At 73.1% G+C, this 19401-nt stretch carries 15 protein-coding genes and 1 tRNA gene; 11 read left to right on the forward strand and 5 right to left on the reverse strand.

What is annotated here, in order from left to right; genetic code table 11:
* Window positions 1-1809 (forward strand): 3'-5' exonuclease (locus JAV76_RS13815; protein ID WP_198734660.1); only part of this gene is annotated, 1809 nt, incomplete at its 5' end.
* Here JAV76_RS13815 and JAV76_RS13820 read toward each other — a convergent pair.
* Entirely contained in the window at window positions 1739-2890 is a 1152-nt protein-coding gene (locus tag JAV76_RS13820; RefSeq protein WP_198734661.1) for a phosphotransferase, read from the reverse strand. The genes JAV76_RS13815 and JAV76_RS13820 overlap by 71 nt on opposite strands.
* 91 nt (window positions 2891-2981) lie before the next feature.
* On the opposite strand from JAV76_RS13820, the gene nudC reads away from it, so the two are divergent.
* Entirely contained in the window at window positions 2982-4010 is a 1029-nt protein-coding gene (nudC, locus tag JAV76_RS13825) for an NAD(+) diphosphatase (RefSeq protein ID WP_198734662.1), read from the forward strand.
* Between the two features lie 51 nt (window positions 4011-4061).
* Here the strand turns inward: nudC and JAV76_RS13830 are convergent, their stop codons facing one another.
* On the reverse strand, window positions 4062-4340 hold the full coding sequence (locus JAV76_RS13830; RefSeq protein ID WP_198734663.1) for a mycoredoxin: 279 nt from the start codon (window positions 4338-4340) through the stop codon (window positions 4062-4064).
* 204 nt (window positions 4341-4544) lie between these two features.
* Here JAV76_RS13830 and JAV76_RS13835 point away from each other — a divergent pair, with 204 nt between their 5' ends.
* Entirely contained in the window at window positions 4545-6584 is a 2040-nt protein-coding gene (locus tag JAV76_RS13835; RefSeq protein ID WP_198734664.1) for an ATP-dependent helicase, read from the forward strand.
* A gap of 413 nt (window positions 6585-6997) precedes the next feature.
* The gene (locus JAV76_RS13840) at window positions 6998-7312 is read left to right on the forward strand and encodes a WhiB family transcriptional regulator (RefSeq protein ID WP_198734665.1); all 315 of its coding nucleotides are present in this window, start codon (window positions 6998-7000) and stop codon (window positions 7310-7312) included.
* A 7-nt stretch (window positions 7313-7319) separates the two neighbouring features.
* Here the strand turns inward: JAV76_RS13840 and JAV76_RS13845 are convergent, their stop codons facing one another.
* Window positions 7320-8348: a ThiF family adenylyltransferase gene (locus tag JAV76_RS13845; protein WP_198734666.1), complete on the reverse strand. Its 1029-nt coding sequence runs from the start codon at window positions 8346-8348 to the stop codon at window positions 7320-7322.
* Between the two features lie 115 nt (window positions 8349-8463).
* On the opposite strand from JAV76_RS13845, the gene JAV76_RS13850 reads away from it, so the two are divergent.
* Window positions 8464-9039, forward strand: a complete 576-nt coding sequence (locus JAV76_RS13850; RefSeq protein WP_198734667.1) for a M48 metallopeptidase family protein — start codon at window positions 8464-8466, stop codon at window positions 9037-9039.
* Window positions 9040-9043: 4 nt separating this feature from the next.
* Here JAV76_RS13850 and JAV76_RS13855 read toward each other — a convergent pair whose 3' ends face one another.
* Complete coding sequence (locus tag JAV76_RS13855) at window positions 9044-10483, reverse strand: zinc-dependent metalloprotease (RefSeq protein ID WP_198734668.1); 1440 nt, start codon at window positions 10481-10483, stop codon at window positions 9044-9046.
* 82 nt (window positions 10484-10565) lie between these two features.
* Here JAV76_RS13855 and JAV76_RS13860 point away from each other — a divergent pair, with 82 nt between their 5' ends.
* Complete coding sequence (locus tag JAV76_RS13860) at window positions 10566-11606, forward strand: Rossmann-fold NAD(P)-binding domain-containing protein (RefSeq protein ID WP_198734669.1); 1041 nt, start codon at window positions 10566-10568, stop codon at window positions 11604-11606.
* A 156-nt stretch (window positions 11607-11762) separates the two neighbouring features.
* Window positions 11763-12887 carry a YlbL family protein gene (locus JAV76_RS15300; RefSeq protein ID WP_198734670.1) on the forward strand — a complete coding sequence of 375 codons (1125 nt, stop codon included), beginning with the start codon at window positions 11763-11765 and terminating at the stop codon, window positions 12885-12887.
* Window positions 12888-12904: 17 nt separating this feature from the next.
* Here JAV76_RS15300 and JAV76_RS13870 read toward each other — a convergent pair whose 3' ends face one another.
* On the reverse strand, window positions 12905-13465 hold the full coding sequence (locus tag JAV76_RS13870) for a PPA1309 family protein (protein WP_198734671.1): 561 nt from the start codon (window positions 13463-13465) through the stop codon (window positions 12905-12907).
* 149 nt (window positions 13466-13614) lie between these two features.
* Here JAV76_RS13870 and JAV76_RS13875 point away from each other — a divergent pair, with 149 nt between their 5' ends.
* From JAV76_RS13875 to JAV76_RS13890, 4 genes are all read left to right on the forward strand, one after another.
* A complete protein-coding gene (locus JAV76_RS13875) occupies window positions 13615-16647 on the forward strand; it encodes a UPF0182 family membrane protein (protein WP_198734672.1) in 3033 nt (1010 codons plus the stop codon).
* A 129-nt stretch (window positions 16648-16776) separates the two neighbouring features.
* Entirely contained in the window at window positions 16777-17787 is a 1011-nt protein-coding gene (locus JAV76_RS13880) for an aldose 1-epimerase (RefSeq protein WP_198734673.1), read from the forward strand.
* A gap of 63 nt (window positions 17788-17850) precedes the next feature.
* Window positions 17851-17927 (forward strand) — tRNA-Met (locus tag JAV76_RS13885).
* 194 nt (window positions 17928-18121) lie between these two features.
* Window positions 18122-19324 carry an MFS transporter gene (locus JAV76_RS13890; RefSeq protein WP_307844252.1) on the forward strand — a complete coding sequence of 401 codons (1203 nt, stop codon included), beginning with the start codon at window positions 18122-18124 and terminating at the stop codon, window positions 19322-19324.
* Window positions 19325-19401: the final 77 nt, after the last annotated feature.

The following is a 19401-nucleotide window of genomic DNA, read 5'->3' on the forward strand; positions in this document are numbered from 1 at the left end:
TGGCAGGCAGCCGACGGCCGCGCCTTCACGGCCGTCGGGTGGACGCGCCTGCGCGCGCTCGCGCAGACCCTCCGTGACGTGCGCGCTCTCACCTACCTCGCGCTCCCCGAGCTCGTCGACCGGGCCGAGCGCGCTCTCGGTCTCGACATCGAGGTCGCGCTCGCCGCCGCCCGGGCGCACACCCCCGAGGCGGCGGAGACCGACCCGCGGGGACGCGCCCACCTCGACGCGTTCCGCCAGGTGGCCGCGTCCTTCGCCGACTCCGGCGAGACGACGACGCTCGGGGCGTTCCTCGCGTGGCTGTCGAGCGCCGAGAAGCGGGAACGAGGCCTCGAACGCCCCACGCACGCACCCGACCCTCGCGCCGTCCAGCTCATCACCGTCCACGCCTCCAAGGGGCTCGAGTGGGACGTCGTCGCCGTCCCCGGCCTCGTCGACGGGGTGTTCCCCTCGACGCGGACCAGCTCCGACGCGGGACCGACGTCCGCCGGGTGGCTCACCTCCCTCGGCGCGTTGCCCTTCCCGCTCCGGGGCGACGCCCGCGACCTCCCGACGCTCGACCTCGCCGGGGCCGCCGACTCCGCGGAGCTCAACGCCCGGCTCGTCGACTTCCGCAGCCGGTGCGGCGAGCACGAGGTCCTCGAGGAACGTCGGCTCGCCTACGTCGCGTTCACCCGCGCGCGCTCCGAGCTCCTGCTCACCGGGGCCTGGTGGCGCACCGCCGTGAAGCCCTCGAGCCCGTCCCCCTTCCTCACCGAGCTCGCCGACGCGGGCGTGCTCGCCGAGCACACCGTCGCGCCGCCACCCGAGCCCGGCACGGACAACCCCCGTGGCGACTCGGTCCGCACGGAGGTGTGGCCCTCGCCCCACGTCCCCACGGCGCGCACGCTGCCGTCCGGGCCGGGCGCGGACGGCGACGACGAGACGTCCACCGGGGTCCGGTCGTCCCTCGAGGCGCTCCGCCGTGCCAGGGACCTCGTCCTCGACGAGCTCACCGACGACCGCGGGTCGGTGGACCCCGTCGCCCCTGTCGCCCCGCTCCTCTCCGCGGACGGGACCGATCTCGCCGGGCTGAGCTCCCTGCTCCTCGCCGAGCGGGACGCGTCGCGCGCAGCGGTCACCGCCATGGAGTTCCCCGCGCACATCTCCGCCTCGGGCCTCGTCGAGGTCGCCCGGGACCGGTCGGCGTACGCCCTGGCGCTGCGGCGCCCCGTGCCGCGAGAGCCGTCCGTCCACACCCGGCGTGGCACCGCGTTCCACCTCTGGGTCGAGAAGTTCTACGGGTCGACGTCCCTGTTCGACCTCGACGAGCTCCCGGGCGCGGACGACGACCGCATCGACCCCGACCGCTCGCTCGCAGACCTCCAGCGGACCTTCGAGGCGTCGCCGTGGGCGTCCCTCGTGCCCATCGAGGTCGAGGTCGCCATCGACACCGTGATCGCCGGTGTCGTCACGCGCACCCGGATCGACGCGGTCTTCCCCGACCCGGAGAACCCCGGGGGAGTGGTCGTCGTCGACTGGAAGACGGGGCGGGTACCCACCGACGACGCCGCCCGGGAGGCGCGCGAGGTGCAGCTTGCCGTCTACCGCCTGGCGTGGTCGACGTGGGCGGGCGTCCCGCTGGACTCCGTCTCCGCGGCGTTCTACCACGTCGCGGACGACACCACGGTGCGCCCGCGGCGCCTGGCGGACGCGGACGAGCTCGAGCGACTCGTCCGCGGCGAGCTCCCTGCCCCGGCTAGTCCTCCTTCGAGGGCGTCGTCCCGTCCGCGGGGGCCACGTCGTCCCCGGACCCCGCGTCAGGGGTGACGACGGCGTAGCTCGTCGTCGGCTCGTCCGCGTGCGGGCGCGGGGTCGCGTGCTCGTAGTCGGGCTCCTGGACGGCCGGTTCCCCGTCGTCCGGTCCCTGCGCCGCGGCCTCGTCCGCGACGGTGGGGCCGGGCCGCGGGGGGACGGGACCCGTCGCCCCGGCGTCGCCCAGCTCGGTCGCCGCGCGGTCGAGGTCCCGGAGCATGCCGACCGCGTCCTCGACGACCTCCGGGCGTTGCGTGCGGACGCCGTGGAGCAGCCACCGTGCGAGAGCCAGCTCGCCCGCCAGCGCTGCGCGCTCGAGGAGGTGCGGGTCGATGAGCTCCGTGCGCCGGAGCTGGTACGCCTCCATGAGGGAGTCCGCCGACTCGTCGGGCATCGAGGCGAGCAGCCAGGCGAGGTCGTCCGCAGGATCGCCCACCTGCACCTCGAAGAAGTCGAGGACGGCGCTCACCTGCCCGGCCTGCACGAGGATCGAGTCGGACGAGAGCGCGCAGTGCGTGATGACCGGCCGGAACCTCCACAACGACACGTCCTCGAGCGCCCGTTCCCACCGGCGGAGCAGGGTCGCCGGGACCCGGCCCGTCCGTGCCGCCTCGTCGACCTCCGACAGCCGGCGCTGCCGGTACTCCTCCGCGCTGTACACGGGGTGGCCCGACGCCTCCACGAGCGCCACCGGGAGCTCGTGGACGGCGGCCACCGCCCGCCCGACGGAGGCCGTCAGCCCCGGTCCCGGCACGAGCCGCTGGACGTCCAGGGGGTGCCCCGGCGGCTCTGGGTGCACGATGGCCCGGCCCGCACCGGGCAGGGGGGCGGAACCCGCGGCGCGGGGCACCACGAAGGGCAACGCCCCCGAGTCGACGTGGTCCGTGACGCCGGCGAGGAACGCCGCTTCCGCCTCGAGGGCGGCGCCGGCGGCCGGGGTGCGAGGCGCTCGGACGACCCAGCGGCGACCGTCGGCGTCGACGGCGACGGCACTGTCGATGCCGTCCGGGGCCAGGGCCCCTTGGACGTGGTGGACGTCGAGGCCGGGGACGGCGATGGTCGACAGGGCGGCGAGGGCGAGGGGCGAACGGTGCACAGGACAACCGTAGACGAGCGGGTGGGGACCTCCCCGCGGCGCCCGGGCGGGTGGTGGCCCGGTCGTCGGCGGCTGGCCCTACGGTGGGGTCATGGGACACGTGGACTGGGACAGGCTGCCGCTCTCGCGAGCGACCGCGCACCGGCAGGCAGAGCGACGGACCGACCCCGGGGTGGTCGCGGACGCCCTCCTCGAGGGGAGCACCCGCGTCCTGCTCCTCCACCGCGGCAAGGTCGCCGTCGTCGGCGACCCGAAGGGCGCGCGCGAGCTCGCTCTCGTCGCCGCCACGGCGCTCGACGCCGCGGTCGTCGCGTCCGCCTCGTCCGCTGCCGACCAGCGCCCCGGCGAGTGGTTCTACCTCGGCGGGAACGACGCCACGGAAGCCGCCAGCGAGACCTACGTGGCCCTCGCGCTGTCCGACGATGCGGGTGGCGCGAGCCTGGACATCGAGGGCATCGCCCCGGAGGACCCCGCCGACCGGCTCGTCGAGGAGCACACGTGGGCGTCGCTGCGCGACGTGGGGGCGACGCTCACCGACCGCGACGCCGGCCTCGCGACGGAAGCCGTGGCGCTCGCCGCGTGGCACGGCCGAAACCCGCGATGCCCGCGGTGCGGCGAGCCCACGGAGGCCACCGGCGGCGGCTGGGTGCGCAGGTGCACCAACGACGGGACGGACCACTACCCGCGCACCGACCCGGCGGTCATCATGGCCGTCGTCGACGAGTCCGACCGGCTCCTCCTGGGGCACTCCGCCCACTGGCCCCAGGGGCGCTACTCGACGCTCGCAGGGTACGTCGAGCCGGGGGAGTCCGTGGAGGCCGCCGTGCGCCGCGAGGTGGAGGAGGAGGCCGGCATCCGCATCGGCGCCGTGGAGTACCGGGGCAGCCAGCCGTGGCCGTTCCCCGCGTCTCTCATGCTCGCGTTCGTGGCGCACGCGACCACCACCGACGTCGTCGTCGACGGTGTGGAGGTGACCGACGCGCTGTGGTTCACCCGTCCCGAGCTCGCCGAGGCCGTGGCCTCCGGCGCCGTGATGCTGCCCACACGGACGTCCATCGCCCGGGCCCTCGTCGAGGACTGGTACGGCGAGGACCTCACCGGGTCGTGGGCCGATCGCTGAGCCGGTCGCCGGGTCGCCCTCCCGGACGAGGGAGGGCGACCCGGACGCGCGTCAGGCAGACCCGAGGCGCGCCTTGACGTCGGCGAGCGACGGGTTGGTGGCGGCGGTGCCGTCGGGGAACACGACGGTCGGCACCGTCTGGTTCCCGCCGTTCACCTGCTCCACGTACTCCGCCGTCCCGGGCACCTCCTCGATGTTCACCTCGGTGTAGCCGATCCCGACGGAGTCGAGCTGTGTCTTGAGCCGCCGGCAGTACCCGCACCAGGACGTCGTGTACATGACGATGGAGCCGGCGTCGGGGACGGTCGGGGAGGTCACGGTCTCGCTCATGCTGGGCGGGGTCCTTCCGGTGGGTGGGAGTCGCTGTCCTGCGGGACAACGCGGGACGACGACCACGGTATTCCTCCGGCGGCGTCCGTGGGCGTCGGCCGCTCCTGGGATGATGAGCGGGATGTCAGCACAGCACGCCCACCACAGCCGCCGCTCCCACCCCGCCCACCGCCCTGCAGCCGCTCCGCTCCGGACGGCGGGCGCATGAGCGTGCCGAGCTCCGCCCACGCGATCCTCGAGGCGCTCGACCCGGACCAGCGTGCCGTCGCCGAGGCCCTCACCGGACCGGTGTGCGTCCTCGCCGGGGCGGGCACCGGCAAGACCCGCGCGATCACGCACCGCATCGCGTACGGCGTACGGACCGGGGTGTACACGCCGACGACGGTGCTCGCCGTGACGTTCACCGCGCGCGCGGCGGGCGAGATGCGGACCCGGCTCCGGGACCTCGGTGTCGTCGGCGTCCAGGCGAGGACGTTCCACGCCGCCGCGCTGCGCCAGCTGAGCTACTTCTGGCCCAAGGTCGTGGGCGGGGCTCCGCCTCGCATCCTCGAGCACAAGGCACAGCTCGTCGGGGAGGCCGCACGACGTCTCGGCCTGAGCGTCGACCGGGTCGCCGTCCGCGACCTCGCGTCGGAGATCGAGTGGTCCAAGGTCTCCCTCGTCACCGCCGAGGACTACGAGCGAGCCTGCGCCGCGATCGGCCGGCCGTCCCCGGCCGGCTACGACCACCGGTCCGTCGCCCGGCTCGTCACCGCGTACGAGGAGGTCAAGACGGAGCGTTCCCTCATCGACTTCGAGGACGTCCTCCTCATGCTCGGCGACATGCTCGCGTCCCAGCGCACCATCGCCGACGAGGTCCGGCGCCAGTACCGGCACTTCGTCGTCGACGAGTACCAGGACGTCTCACCGCTCCAGCAGTTCGTCCTCGACCAGTGGCTCGGGGGCCGCGAGGAGCTCTGCGTCGTCGGCGACCCGAGCCAGACGATCTACTCGTTCACCGGTGCCACCCCCCACCACCTCATGACCTTCACCAAGGCGCACCCCACCGCCCAGGTGGTGCGCCTGGTGCGCGACTACCGCTCCACGCCGCAGGTCGTCGGCCTCGCCAACGACCTCCTCGCCGTCACCGGCAGGCGCCGCTCCGGCGATCACCCCGCGCTCGAGCTCGTCGCCCAGCGCCCGGCCGGACCCCCGGTCCGGTTCACGGCCTACGACGACGACGAGGCGGAGGCCGCCGGCGTCGCAGGCGCGGTCGGACGGCTCGTCGCCGACGGCACCCCCGCCAGCGAGATCGCCGTGCTCTACCGCACCAACGCCCAGTCCGAGGCCTTCGAGCAGGCGCTCGCCGACGCCGGCATCGGGTACCTCGTGCGCGGCGGGGACAGGTTCTTCGCCCGCAAGGAGGTCCGCGACGCCATCGTCCTCCTGCGCGGCGGTGCCCGGTCCGCCGACCCGACGGTCCCCATGCCGGAGACGGTCCGCGACATCCTCCTGTCCGCCGGGTGGGCGCCCGAGCCCCCGGCCGCCCGCGGCGCCGCACGGGAACGGTGGGAGTCGATGCAGGCCCTCGTCGCGCTCGCGGACGACCTCGCGGCCACGCAGCAGGCCACGCTCCCGGACCTCATCGCGGACCTTGCCGACAGGGCGGCGTCCCAGCACGCACCGACCGTCGAGGGCGTCACCCTCGCGTCGCTGCACGCCGCCAAGGGGCTCGAGTGGGACGCGGTGTTCCTCGTGGGGATGAGCGAGGGCCTCATGCCGATCTCCCTTGCGGAGACGGACGAGGCCGTCGCCGAGGAGCGGCGCCTGCTCTACGTCGGGATCACGCGGGCGCGGGAGCATCTCGCGGTGTCCTTCGCGCGGTCCCGCGCGCCGGGCGGGCGCGCGACGCGGCGTCGCACCCGGTTCCTCGACGGGCTGTGGCCGGAGGAGTCACGCGGCGCGGGGGTGCGGCGTGCGCCGCGCGCGTCGACGGCGCGGCCCGTCGTCCGTCCGTCGGGGGAGTACGACGAGGCCCTCTACGAGCGTCTGCGGGAGTGGCGGACCGTGCAGGCGAAGCTCGTCGACCGGCCCGCGTTCGTGGTCCTGTCCAACTCGGTCCTCGAGACGATCGCGGAGGTGCGGCCCACGTCCGTGCCCGAGCTCGCGCGCATCGACGGCATCGGTCCCACGAAGATCGACGCGTACGGGGCGGCGCTCCTCGAGCTCGTCCAGGAGCATCTTCGGAAGAACATCGATAAATAGGTTGCACGCCCCAGGACGGCGGTCCTATGGTTCACGAGTCCCTGTAGGAGGGCGACGGCCGAGAGGTCCGAGCCCGGAAGAGAGAGGAGGTGGGTGCACAGATGGAGATCACCACGATGACCGGCAAGGTCACGCATCGTCAGGGCGCGGGCAACGCGCCTCGACTTCGGGCTTTCAGCTCCGATGCACTCCACGACTCCGTCTCCAGGACGTACACCGTCTGATCCTCAGACCGGTACATCCAGGCCGCGGAGTCCCTCAGGGATCCGCGGCCTGTGTGCTTCTCCACCTCGTGCGACCGGTCGGTCGACGAGACAGGCGGCCGCACACCTCGCGTATCCCGAACGTACGGACATTCAAGTCATTTGGGATCATGGGAGGACGACGTGCGGCCGACGACGCTGCTCGACACGATGTCACAGGGGGGCTCGGGGACCCGGGTCGCCCAACCCCTCACGCACAGCGAGGGACGCGAGTTCGACGAGCTCGTGGCAGGGCTGGTGCCCTGCCGTTCCAACGACCCGGAGCTCTGGTTCGCCGAGCAGACGGCCCGGATCGAGGAGGCGAAGGCCCTGTGCCGCGAGTGCCCCCTCGTGGCCGGGTGCCTCGCCGGGGCGGTCGACCGGGCCGAGCCGTGGGGGGTCTGGGGAGGCGAGGTCTTCGTCGACGGGGTCGTGGTCGCGCGCAAGCGTGGCCGGGGCCGTCCACGCAAGGACGCCGCGGCATGACCGCACGTCAGGCGCGCGGCACGTCCGCGCCGAGCAGGTCGGTGCACCCGCACCCCGGGTGCACCGACCAGCGTCGGACGCGGGGCCGTGCGTCGGGGCCGCGGACCTCGAGCGCCGTGCCGGTGGCTGCAGGGTCCTGACCGTCGAGGAACGCGAGGACCTGCGCCGCGGCCGCCCCGCCGGCGACGCTCGCGACCACCGACGGCTGAGGCGCCGGATGGGTGCTTCCGATCGCCCGCAGCTGGGCCGCCAGCGCCGGCCACCCGGGGTCCATGTCCGTCCGGTGCATGTCGAGGCACGTCAGGCACGCCGAACGCCCGGGCACCACGAACGGACCCACCACGACGTCCCCCTCCCGCACCACGACGGGGAGGTGCGGGACCTCCTCCATCATTAGACGCGCCGTGCGGACAGGGTCCGCGGCCTCCTCGAACACGATGACGACGACGTCGGGGGTCTCACGCGTCCCGGAACCCACGCGCGCGTCAGGGTGCTCGCGCCCCAGCACGTCCGCCGCGCAGTGCGCACGCGCTGCGCCGACGTGCCTCTCCCGCAACCCGCCCACCCCCACGTCCGCGCGCCGCACGCGCCGGGGGTCGTCGAGGAGGAACGTCCCGACGCCGGCCGACGCGAGGACGTCCACCACCACCATCCCGATCCGACCGAGACCGACGACGCCGACCCGGCGGTCCCGCCGCACCCCTACCGTCTCCCGTGTCCCTGCCCCCGCTACCTGGAGCGCGACGACCTCGTCGTCGAGCGGCGACCCGAGCCCGGCCGGCCCGGTCGCGGCGGGTGACTCCTGGAGCAGCCCGGCGTCGGTGAGGTCGTCGAGGACGCTCTGCAGCCGGTGCGGCGCATCCTCCGACGACGCCCACCGGGGGCGGCGTCCGGCGGGGCCGTCCCCGAGCCCCAGGAGCGCGGTGCGCTCCTGGGGGGTCAGCCCGTCGACGGTGACGGACCATCGTTCGTCCGTGCCGACCTGGACGGCGTGCGGTGCGCGGTCGAGGATCCTGAGGCCTGTGCGGAGCTCCATGGCACGACGGTGCCACGGCGAGGACGCCGAGCCCCGTCGTCCACAGGTCCGGACCGCGTCGGGAAGCCCGGGAAGCTCGGGGTGCCGGGGTCGGCGCGTTGGGAGACAAGCGCCGATGTCAGGCACTACGGTCGGTGCTGTGCCCGACGCCGTCGATGGACCGCTCAACGAGCGGGTCGAGGTGCGCCGAAGCCGTCGCCGCACGAGCACGGTGAGCGCGTACCGTGACGGGGACCGGACGATCGTCTCGATCCCCGCGAGGTTCTCGCGCGCCCAGGAGCGCGAGTGGGTGGTCCGCATGCTCGCCCGGCTCGCGGACAAGGAGAGCCGGCGCCGCCCGTCCGACGAAGGACTCGCCCGTCGCGCCGCGGAGCTCTCCGCCAAGTACCTCGGAGGACGGGCGCGTCCCTCGTCGGTCCGGTGGTCGTCGCGCCAGGGGCGCCGCTGGGGCAGCTGCACCCTGCCCGAGGGGTCCATCCGCATCTCGACACGTGTGCGTGGCATGCCCGAGTGGGTGATCGACTACGTGCTGCTCCACGAGCTGGCCCACACCCTCCACGCCGGGCACGGCCCCGAGTTCTGGGAGATCCTCGAGGCCTACCCGAGGACGGAGCGCGCCAGGGGCTTCCTCGAGGGCGTGTCCTTCTCGCGGGACGCCTCCGCGCCGGACGACGACGACGCGGAGGCGTGACGCCTCAGCCCTTGGGTGCCTCGCCGTCCTGCGCGTCGTCGCCGTCCTTGAAGAGCTCGGCGAGCGCGCGGTCCACGTCGGACTGCTCCTCGCTCACCTCGTCGCGACGCGTGAAGTACCCCGCGGGGTCGTCGAGGTCGAGGGTGCTCGGCAGGAGGTCCGGGTGGTCCCAGACGGCGTCACGCGCGGCAGACCCCACCTGGCCGTCGATCGTCGACCACAGCGTCGCCGCGTCCCGGGAACGGCGGGGCCGCAGCTCGAGGCCGACGAGCGACGCGAAGGTCTGCTCCGCGGGACCACCCGCGGCGCGCCGCCGGCGGATCATCTCGCGCAGAGCGACGGTGTGGGGCAGGTGGGGGAGCGCCGCGCGGGCCACGACCTCGTCGACCCACCCCTCGACGAGGGCGAGGACCGTCTCGAGCCGCAGGAGCGTGGCCTCCTGCTCCGGGGTGGAGTGCAGGCCGAAGACGCCGCCGGAGAGCGCGCCACGGAGGGCTTCGGGGTCGGTGGGGTCGACGTCCCGGAGGGACGACTCGAGCGCGTCCATGTCGATGGTGATGCCCCGGGCGTAGGCCTCGACGAGGCCGAGGAGGTGACCCCGCAGCCACGTGACGTGCGTGAACAGACGCGCGTGGGCGGCCTCCCTGAGCGCCAGGAAGTGGCGGACCTCCTCCGCCGGGACGTCGAGGTCCTTCGTGAACGCGGCCACGTTCGTGGGCAGGAGGACGGTCGCCGGACCGGTGAGGAGGGGCACGCCGATGTCCGTGGCGCCGTGGACCTCCCGCGACAGGGTCCCGGCCGCCGTCCCGATCTGCATGCCGAACACCGCCGAGCCGAGCTGGCGCATCATCTGCGTCGGGTCGATGGGGCCCGCACCGCCGAGGAGCCCGGGGGGCAGACCGGGAACCATGCCCTCCAGCCCGCCGCCCTCGGGGAGCTGGTCGCGGAGCACGGCGGCGAGGGCGTCGGCGACCGACGCGGCCACCGGCGCGGCCAGCGCGTTCCACGCCGGGAGCGTCTGCTCCACCCACTCGGATCGGCTCCACGCGGTCCGCGTCCCGCCCGACGGCGGGAGCTCGGTGGCGGCGTCCAGCCAGAGGTCGGCCACGGACAGCGCGTCCGTGGCCTCCCTGACCTGCTTGGCCGTGAGCACGGGGTCTCCCTCGGCCACCGCCACCTGCCGTGCGACGTCGTGCGCGACGTCCGCGTTCACGGGGTCACCGCCCGACGCGCTGAGCAGCCGCTTCACCTGGTCGAGGACCTGCTGCAGCATCTGCGGGTCGTTCTGGAACCCGGACCCCGCGGCGAGCGCCTGGGGGTCGAAGCCGCGGGCGCGCAGCTCGCGCAGCGCCTCCTCGCTGTCGGCACCGAAGAGGGAACGGAGCATCTCCTCCCACTGTGACGGGTCCGGCGCGCCGGAGCTGGCTGACGGGTCGCTGCTCATGTGGTCTCCTGGGGGCGGTGGCGGCGGGCGTCGGGCCCGACCACGGTAACCACAATCCGACGCAGGAGGAGGTCCGGCGGCCATGTCCGGTGCACGGGTTCGCTCTGGGCGCACCACGGACGGGCTGCGCAGCGTCGTGGTGGGGGAGTCCCCAGTAGGTAGGGCGCTCGCCCACGCGCTCGGTGCCGGACGCGTCGTGGCCAGCGGCGAGCTCACGCCCGAGGCGCTCGTCGGGGCCGACGTCGTGGTCCTCGTGGGCCACTCGGGCGACTTCGCCGCCGTCCGCTCTCGTCGCGCCTCCGACCGCCGGGAGGACATCGTCACGAGAACCACGTCCGACGTCACCCGGGCCGCGGCCGCGGACGTGGGGCACGTCGTCGGTGTGAGCTCGGCGATGGTCAACGGCGCCGTGCCCGGGCGGCCGGTCATCGAGGACGACGAACCGGCGCGGGGAGAGGTCGACGACGGGATCGTGGGCGACCTCCTGACCTTCGAGGAGACGTTCCGCGACGCGGTCGCCGCTGCGTCGACGCGGCCGAGGGCGACGATCCTGCGTCCGGCCTGCCTCGTCGGGCCCGGCGTCGACACACTGATGACGCGCCACTTCGAGGCGCCGAGGATCCTCACCGTGCGGGGCGCGATCAGGGAGTGGCAGCTGGTGCACGTGGACGACGTCGCCGCGGCCGTCGACGTCGTCGTCCGCGGGGGCCTCGTCGGTGCCCTGACCGTCGGACCACGGAGGGACGGAGCGCCCGACGTCCTCTCCGCCGCCGAGGTGCTGCGCGTCGCGGGCATGCGGTCCGTGGACCTGCCCCGCGCGTCGGCCTTCGGTGCCGCCGAGCGCCTCCACAGGCTCGGTGTGCTGCCGGCCCCGGCGAGCGACATGACCTTCGCCGTCTATCCCTGGACGGTGTCTGCGACGGGGCTGCACGCCGCCGGGTGGTCGGTGTCACGTACCAGCGAGGAGTGCCTGCGGCTCCTCGTCGACCAGGTCCGCGGCCGCGTGGGCGTCGCCGGACGGCGGGTCGGCGGGCGGGACGCCGCCGCAGCCGGTGCCACCGGTGCTGCCGTGGCCGTCCTGGGGACCGCCGCGATCTGGAGGCGCGCTCGCCGCGGGGCGTGAGGCGCCGGTGCGCGGTGCGCGGCCCCGGCGTCGCGGCACCCTCGTCAGCGGGCTCCCAGGCTCGTCGGCGATGATACGGGGGTGACCTCAGCGCCCCGGAGCACTCGACAGAGCGCTCACCCGAGCCCACGCGACCCTTCTCGCCCCTCCCCGGTCGTGCCCGCGCACCCGGGGGACGTCCCACCCCCGGGTGCGGACGACGAGGCGGTGACCCCGCGCGGCGTCACCCTCGGCGTGACCTTCCTCGCCACGGTCCTCCTCGTGTCCGGTCTCGCCGTGGTCCCGTCGCCCTACGTCGTGAAGTCCCCCGGCCCCACGCGCGACACGCTCGGCCAGGTGGACGACGAGGACCTCATCACCATCGAGGGAGCCGAGACCTACGAGTCCACGGGTGAGCTCCTGCTCACCACCGTGGGTGTCGGTGGCGGTCCCGGCTACCCCGTGAACCTCGTCCAGGTCCTCCAGGGCTGGGCCGACGGGACCAGGGCCGTGTTCCCCGTGGAGGAGGTGTTCCCCGCGGACACCACGCAGGAGGAGCTCGACGCGTCGAGCGCCGCCGACATGACGTCCTCCCAGGAGAACGCCACCTACGCGGCGCTCCACGAGCTCGGGTACGAGATCCCCGTGGAGGTCACGGTCCTCCAGGCCGTGGAGGGCTCCGGCGCCGAGGGGCACGTCGAGGAGGGTGACGTGATCACGACCGTCGCCGGGACGCCGATCGAGGAGTACGAGGACCTCACCACGGCGCTCGACGGGACGGAGGCCGGTGCACCCGTCACCCTCGGCGTGCTCCGCGACGGGGTACCGGTCGAGCTCTCGTTCCCCTCGTCGCCCGACCCCCAGGGCGGCGACGGCGCCCGCCTCGGGGTCTTCGTGTCACCTGCGTTCGACTTCCCCGTCGACGTGAGCATCCGCATCGACGACATCGGCGGCCCCTCCGCCGGCACCATGTTCGCCCTCGGGATCATCGACCGCCTCACCGAGGTCGACGAGGCGAACGGCGAGATCATCGCCGGCACCGGGACCATCGACACCAGCGGGACCGTCGGGCCCATCGGCGGCATCCAGCAGAAGCTCCACGGCGCCCTCCGGGACGGCGCCGCCTGGTTCCTCGCCCCCGCGGACAACTGCTCCGAGGTCTACGGGCACGTCCCCGACGGCCTCACCGTCGTGAGGGTCGAGACCCTCTCCGACGCGCTCGCGGCCACCACGGCCATCGGGTCGGGCGACACCGCCGACCTCCCGACCTGCACCGCGGACGACGTCGCGGCGTCGCGGTAGAGGCCGGGGGGTCCGCGCTACTCGAACGTCGTGAGGAGCGCCTCGACGAGCCCCGGCACGAGGTCCGGACCGTGCCCGACCTCGAGGTCGGAGTCGTTCGCCCGCGTGCGCAGGGCGCACCACGACGTCCCGTCCCGCAGGACGCCCACGGCCATCCGGACGTCCTGCCGGTCGGGGTGGTTCTCCAGGTAGACGAGCGCGGCGGCAGGATCCTCGGGGACCTCGTCCTCCGCCGACGGGGGCAGCACGATGCGCTCGACGACGACCGCGGCGCCGTCCACGGCGTCCGGCCACACGATCGACGCCAGGAGGTCCTCGAGGCCCGCGGTCGTCGGGAGCTCGTCCTGCTCGACGGAGGTCAGGTGGGTCGGGTCGTCGAGGGCCGCCCGGACGGTGTCGGCAGGGAGCTGTGCGGCGAGCTCCGGCTCGGCCGCCAGCGCCGCCTGCGTCGAGACGAGCGCGAAGACGCGGGTGGGCGCGTCCCACCCGGTGGCGGCGACGTGCCGCTCGACGTCCGTGACGGCCTCGGCGAGGGCGCGCTGCGCTGCGGTGATGGTCGGGGCGTCGGGCGAGGTCATGGCACCAGGATGACAGACCTGGCGCGCCCGGACCACGTCTCCCACGCGTGTCCCGACGGGAGGAACTGTGGGAACCTAGAAGAGCGCGTGAGCGTTGTCCGAGAGGACGAGCACACCACCGACAGCACCGACAGCGAGGATCCTCCGCCGTGTCTTTTGCCGCACAACCACGCCGCCCCGCGCCAGCGGGCGGCGGTCCCCGACGCCGACCGAGCCCGCTGGCGATCACCATCGCCGCCGTCGTCGCTCTCGCGGTCGTCGTGTTCCTCCTCGCCCAGCTGTGGACGGAGGTGCTCTGGTACCGCCAGCTCGGCTTCTCGGAGGTCATCTGGACGGAGTGGGGGACCCGGGCCGCGCTGTTCGCCGGGGCCTTCGTGCTCATGGCGGGCCTCGTCTACCTCAACCTCAGGCTCGCGCACCGCAACCGGCCCATCTACGCGCCCTCGACCCCTGAGCAGGCGACGCTCGACCAGTACCGGGAGGCCATCGAGCCGCTGCGGCGTCTCGTCATGGTCGCGGCCCCCGCGCTCCTCGGCGTGTTCGCCGGTGTCGCGGCGTCCTCGCAGTGGACGACCGTCCTGCTCTGGCTGAACTCGGTGCCGTTCGGCACGACGGACCCCGAGTACGGGATCGACCTGTCGTTCTACATGTTCTCCCTGCCTGCGCTCCGCTTCGTGGTGAGCTTCGTCATGGCGGTCGTCGTCATCTCGGGCATCGCCGCCCTCGCCACGCACTACCTCTACGGGGGCCTCCAGGTCGGCGGGTCCGCCCAGGGGGTGCGGACCACGCACGCCGCCCGGATCCAGCTGGCGGTCCTCGCCGCAGCGCTCATGGTGCTCATCGGGGTGAACTACTGGCTCGACCGGTACTCCATCCTCAAGACCGACGGTGAGAGGTTCGCGGGCGCGTCGTTCGCGGACGTCAACGCCGTCATCCCCGCCAAGGCGATCCTCGCAGGTGTCGCGGTCCTCGTCGCGGCGCTCTTCGTGGTCACCGCGATCCGTGGTAACTGGCGTCTCCCGGCGATCGGCGTGGGGCTCATGGTGGTCGCCGCGATCGTCGTCGGCGGCGTGTACCCGGCCGTCGTGCAGCGGTTCCAGGTGACGCCCAACGCGCAGCAGCTCGAGGCCGAGTTCATCCAGCGCAACATCGACGCGACCCGGACCGCCTTCGGCCTCGACGACACCGAGGTCCAGGCCTACAACGCCAAGACCACGGCCGAGGCCGGGGCGCTGCGTGAGGACGCGCAGACCACCGCCTCGATCCGGTTGCTCGACCCCACCATCGTCAGCCCCTCGTTCCGGCAGCTGCAGCAGAACCGTGGGTACTACAACTTCTCCGACACGCTCTCCGTGGACCGCTACGAGATCGAGGGGGAGAGCCGGGACACGCTCATCGCCGTCCGCGAGCTCAACCTCGCCGGCCTCGGTGACGACCAGCGCAACTGGGTCAACGACCACACGGTCTACACGCACGGGTACGGCGTCGTCGCCGCGTACGGCAACCAGATCGGTCCGGACGGGCGCCCCGCGTTCTACGAGGGCGGCATCCCGTCCGTGGGCAACCTCTCGGACCTCTCCGAGGACGGTTACGAGCCGCGCATCTACTTCAGCCCCAACTCGCCCTCGTACTCCGTCGTCGGTGCCCCCGACGGCACGGACCCGTGGGAGCTCGACTACCCGACGGACGAGGCCGAGGGCGGACAGGTGAACACGACGTTCCCGACGGAGAGCGTCGAGATCGGCCCGTCGGTCGGGAACCTCGCCAACAAGCTGCTCTACGCGCTGAAGTTCCAGTCCGAGGAGATCCTCTTCTCCGACCGCGTCACCGACGCGTCGCAGATCGTCTACGACCGCGACCCGCGCGAGCGCGTCGAGAAGGTGGCCCCGTACCTGACGCTCGACGGGCGGGTCTACCCGGCCGTCGTCGACGGCCGTGTCAAGTGGATCGTCGACGGGTACACCACGTCCAACGAGTACCCCTACTCCGCGTCGGAGTCCCTCGAGGACGCCACGGCGGACTCGCTCACCGCCACGTCGGCGAGCATCCAGGCACTGCAGCCGCAGGAGGTCAACTACATCCGCAACTCCGTGAAGGCGACGGTGGACGCGTACGACGGGTCCGTCACCCTGTACGCGTGGGACACCGAGGACCCCGTCCTCAAGGCGTGGCAGGGCGTCTTCCCGAACTCCATCGAGCCGCTCTCCGAGATCAGCGCCGACCTCATGAGCCACATCCGGTACCCGGAGGACATCTTCAAGGTCCAGCGGACCCTCCTCACCCAGTACCACGTGGACACCGCGTCGGAGTTCTTCTCCGGACAGGACTTCTGGCGTAACCCCGAGGACCCGACGGCCGAGGGCGACAACAAGCCGCTGCAGCCGCCGTACTACCTCACGCTCCAGATGCCGGGCCAGGAGCAACCGGCGTTCTCCCTCTCGTCGTCCTTCATCACGGGCGGTACCGGTGACAGGAACGTGCTCACCGGATACCTCGCGGTGAACGCAGAAGCCGGTGACGAGGCGGGGCAGCCCGCCGAGGACTACGGCAAGCTCCGTCTTCTCGAGCTGCCCCGCGGGTCGACGGTCCCCGGGCCGGGCCAGGTGCAAAACAACTTCAACTCCGACAACGACATCGCGCAGAACCTCAACCTGCTCCGGCAGGGGAACTCGACGGTGCTCAACGGCAACCTCCTCACGGTGCCCGTCGGGGGCGGTCTGCTCTACGTCCAGCCGGTCTACGTGCAGTCCTCGAGCGGCACCCAGTTCCCGCTGCTGCGCAAGGTCCTCGTGGCCTTCGGTGACGAGGTCGGGTTCGCCGACACCCTCGACGAGGCGCTCGACCAGGTCTTCGCCGGCGACTCCGGCGCCACCGCCGGTGACGCGGACGCGCCCGACGAGGGTGAGGTCCCCGTGGACGAGGTCCCGACGGACGAGGCGCCGACGGACGAGCCCACCGACGCCCCGACGGAGGACCCGACCACGGAGCCGACGGACACCCCGGACGCTCCTGCGGGTGATCCTCGTGCACGTCTCGACTCGGCCCTCACCGACGCAGGGCAGGCGCTGCAGGACAGCCAGGACGCGCTCGCCGACGGTGACTTCGCCGGGTACGGCGAGGCGCAGGACCGCCTCCAGGTCGCCATCGAGGAGGCGCTGGCCGCGGAGGAGGAGCTCGGCTAGACGCAGCAGGCACGGCGGCCGCCGGACGGGTCGTCGACCAGCACGACCGTGGCGCTCCTCGACGAGGGGCGCCACGGTCGCGTGCGGACGGGTTTGCCCTGCGGGTCCGGGACCCGCGAGCATAGGCGCATGACAACGTTGAACACCCCTGCGGCCGACGCCGTGAGCTCCGTCGCGGACGGCACCTTCGGCGAGCTGCCGACCAAGATCCTCCAGCACGCGAGCGGCGCGCGCGCCGAGATCCTCGTGCGGGGGGCGACGGTCCTCTCCTGGCAGGCGCCGTGGCACGGTCGCACCGAGCACCTCATCGACGGTTACGACGACGACGTCGACTTCGCCACCCAGCGCGGTGGCCGCAGCGCGGTGCTCTTCCCGTTCGCCAACCGTCTGCGTGACAACCGCTACACGTTCGACGGGACCACGCACGAGGTCGGCCTGCAGTTCCCGGTCGACAAGGAGGTCATCCACGGCTCCGCGCGCATGGCCGACTGGACGGTCGTCGAGGAGAGCGCGTCCGCCGAGCGGGTGTCCGTGACCTTCGCCTTCTCGATCCGTCCCGACGACGTGCCCGGGTACCCGTTCGCCCTCGACGCCACGCTGCGGTTCGAGCTCACGGCGACGTCGCTCGACCTCCTCCTGACCTACCGCAACGTCGGCGAGACGGACGCGCCGGTCGCTGCGGGATGGCACCCGTACTTCCAGGTCCCGGGTCACACGAGCATCGACACGCTGTCGCTGCGCGTCCCGGCCCGTGCCGCGATCGTCACCGACGAGACGCTCGTGCCGCTCCCGGGCGATGCGGCGTACGCCCCGATGGACGACGACCTCGTGCACGAGACGCTCGACGGCGTCGTCTACGACCACGCCTGGGACCGCCTCGAGCTGGACGAGGACGGCCGTGCACGGACCCTGCTCACCGACCCGACCACGGGGGAGGGGGTCGCGGTGTGGCAGGAACGGGGGACGCTCCTCGTCTTCACGGGTGACGTCCTGTCCCGCCCGCGTCGCTCGGCAGCCATCGAGCCGCTCGAGACCATGACGGACGCGTTCAACCGCTCGGAGAGGGAAGCCGACGTGCGGGTGCGCGTGGGTGAGGAGAAGACCTTCGCCTTCGGTGCCGAGGTCGTCCTCAACGGTTGAGACGGACCGTACGCCGCTCGGTTTTGCCCTGCGGTCCATCTCGCGTAAGGTGGTGTTCACCGACGCGGGGTGGAGCAGCTCGGTAGCTCGCTGGGCTCATAACCCAGAGGTCGCAGGTTCAAATCCTGTCCCCGCTACCAGTGAACAGCAGTTGAAAGGCCTGTCAGATGTTCTCATCTGACAGGCCTTTCGTGTGTCGTGATGGGATGCTCCCGCTCCCGCCGAGGTCTCGTTGCTGGCCCACGGGCGGACTGCTACGGTCGTGAGCGAGATCACTCCCGGGGCTCGACGTCGTGCCTCGTAAGGGTGCCGCCGACGCCCGGGGGGGCATGACGTGACGAAGGCCGAGCTCGACGAATTCGGGACCTCACCACAGGCGACGCGCATGCTCGTCCTCGCGACCGTGGGCTTCTTCGTGAACTTCTGGGCCTGGGCGCTCGTCAGCCCGCTCGGTGCGTCCTACGGACGCAGGCTCGAGCTCAGCGGATTCGAGCAGGCCGTCCTCGTGGCGGTCCCCGTGGTCGTCGGGTCCCTCGGTCGCATCCCCGTGGGGGCGCTCACCGACCGCGTCGGGGCGCGCGTCATGTTCCCTGCGGTGAGCGCGCTCACCGTGCTCCCCGTCCTGTTCGTCGGACTGGTCGCGGAGAGCTACGTGGCGATGCTCGTCGGCGGGTTCTTCCTCGGTCTCGGCGGGACGGCCTTCGCGGTCGGTGTCCCCCTGGTGAACTCCTGGTACCCGGCTGCGCGTCGCGGGACCGCGCTTGGCCTCTTCGGCATCGGCATGGGCGGGACGGCGGTCTCCGCGTTCACCACGGTCCGGTTGTCCGACGGCCTGGGGAGGCCGGCGCCCTTCCTCATCGTCGCGGGAGTCCTCGTCGTCTACGCCGTCGTGGCAGGGCTGCTCCTGCGTGACCGGCCGGGACGGGTGGCTCCCTCGGGCTCCTTCCTCGCGCGGACGTGGGCGACGGCGAGGCTCCCTGCGACCGTGCAGCTCTCCTTCCTCTACGCCGTGGGATTCGGCGGGTTCGTCGCGTTCAGCGTGTACCTGCCGACGTACCTCATCAACGCCTTCGACCTCGAGGCGAACGACGCGGCGATGCGCACCGCGGGCTTCGTCGTCCTCGCGGTGGCCATGCGGCCGGTCGGGGGCTGGCTCTCGGACCGTGTCGGCGCGGTGCGCGTCCTCGTCACGTGCTTCGTGGGGGCTGCGGTCCTCGCGGGGGTCGCGGCCGTCGAGCTCCCGCTCGTCCCTGTCGGGACCGTCGCGTTCCTCGGTCTCGCGGCTCTCCTGGGCGGGTCCTCCGGCGCGACCTTCGCGCTCGTCGCGAGCCTCGCCCCTCCGGACAAGGTCGGCGCGGTGACGGGCCTGGTCGGCGCCGCGGGCGGGCTCGGCGGCTTCGTCCCACCCCTCGTCATGGGTGCCGTCTACGACCTCACGGGCGACTACAGCCTCGGCCTGGCGCTCCTCGCGCTCGTCTGCGTCCTGGCCGCCCTCTTCACCCACGGCCCCGTCCGGAGGTCCGCCCGCCCCGCATGACCGCCCACCGCCCCACCGCACGACCCCCGAGAGGACCCAGCACCGTGACCCTTCAGGACGACTCCCCGCGGCCCGAC

The organism is Sanguibacter suaedae (assembly GCF_016342785.1).
Classification (GTDB): domain Bacteria; phylum Actinomycetota; class Actinomycetes; order Actinomycetales; family Cellulomonadaceae; genus Sanguibacter; species Sanguibacter suaedae.

What these genes read in the sequence shown, in the direction of transcription:
- nudC (WP_198734662.1), top strand. Translation starts at nt 2,982, where the DNA reads ATGGGACACGTGGACTGGGACAGGCTGCCGCTCTCGCGAGCGACCGCG.
- JAV76_RS13830 (WP_198734663.1), bottom strand. Translation starts at nt 4,340, where the DNA reads ATGAGCGAGACCGTGACCTCCCCGACCGTCCCCGACGCCGGCTCCATC.
- JAV76_RS13840 (WP_198734665.1), top strand. Translation starts at nt 6,998, where the DNA reads ATGTCACAGGGGGGCTCGGGGACCCGGGTCGCCCAACCCCTCACGCAC.
- JAV76_RS13860 (WP_198734669.1), top strand. Translation starts at nt 10,566, where the DNA reads ATGTCCGGTGCACGGGTTCGCTCTGGGCGCACCACGGACGGGCTGCGC.
- JAV76_RS13835 (WP_198734664.1), top strand. Translation starts at nt 4,545, where the DNA reads ATGAGCGTGCCGAGCTCCGCCCACGCGATCCTCGAGGCGCTCGACCCG.
- JAV76_RS13870 (WP_198734671.1), bottom strand. Translation starts at nt 13,465, where the DNA reads ATGACCTCGCCCGACGCCCCGACCATCACCGCAGCGCAGCGCGCCCTC.
- JAV76_RS13845 (WP_198734666.1), bottom strand. Translation starts at nt 8,348, where the DNA reads ATGGAGCTCCGCACAGGCCTCAGGATCCTCGACCGCGCACCGCACGCC.
- JAV76_RS13855 (WP_198734668.1), bottom strand. Translation starts at nt 10,483, where the DNA reads ATGAGCAGCGACCCGTCAGCCAGCTCCGGCGCGCCGGACCCGTCACAG.
- JAV76_RS13880 (WP_198734673.1), top strand. Translation starts at nt 16,777, where the DNA reads ATGACAACGTTGAACACCCCTGCGGCCGACGCCGTGAGCTCCGTCGCG.
- JAV76_RS13850 (WP_198734667.1), top strand. Translation starts at nt 8,464, where the DNA reads ATGTCAGGCACTACGGTCGGTGCTGTGCCCGACGCCGTCGATGGACCG.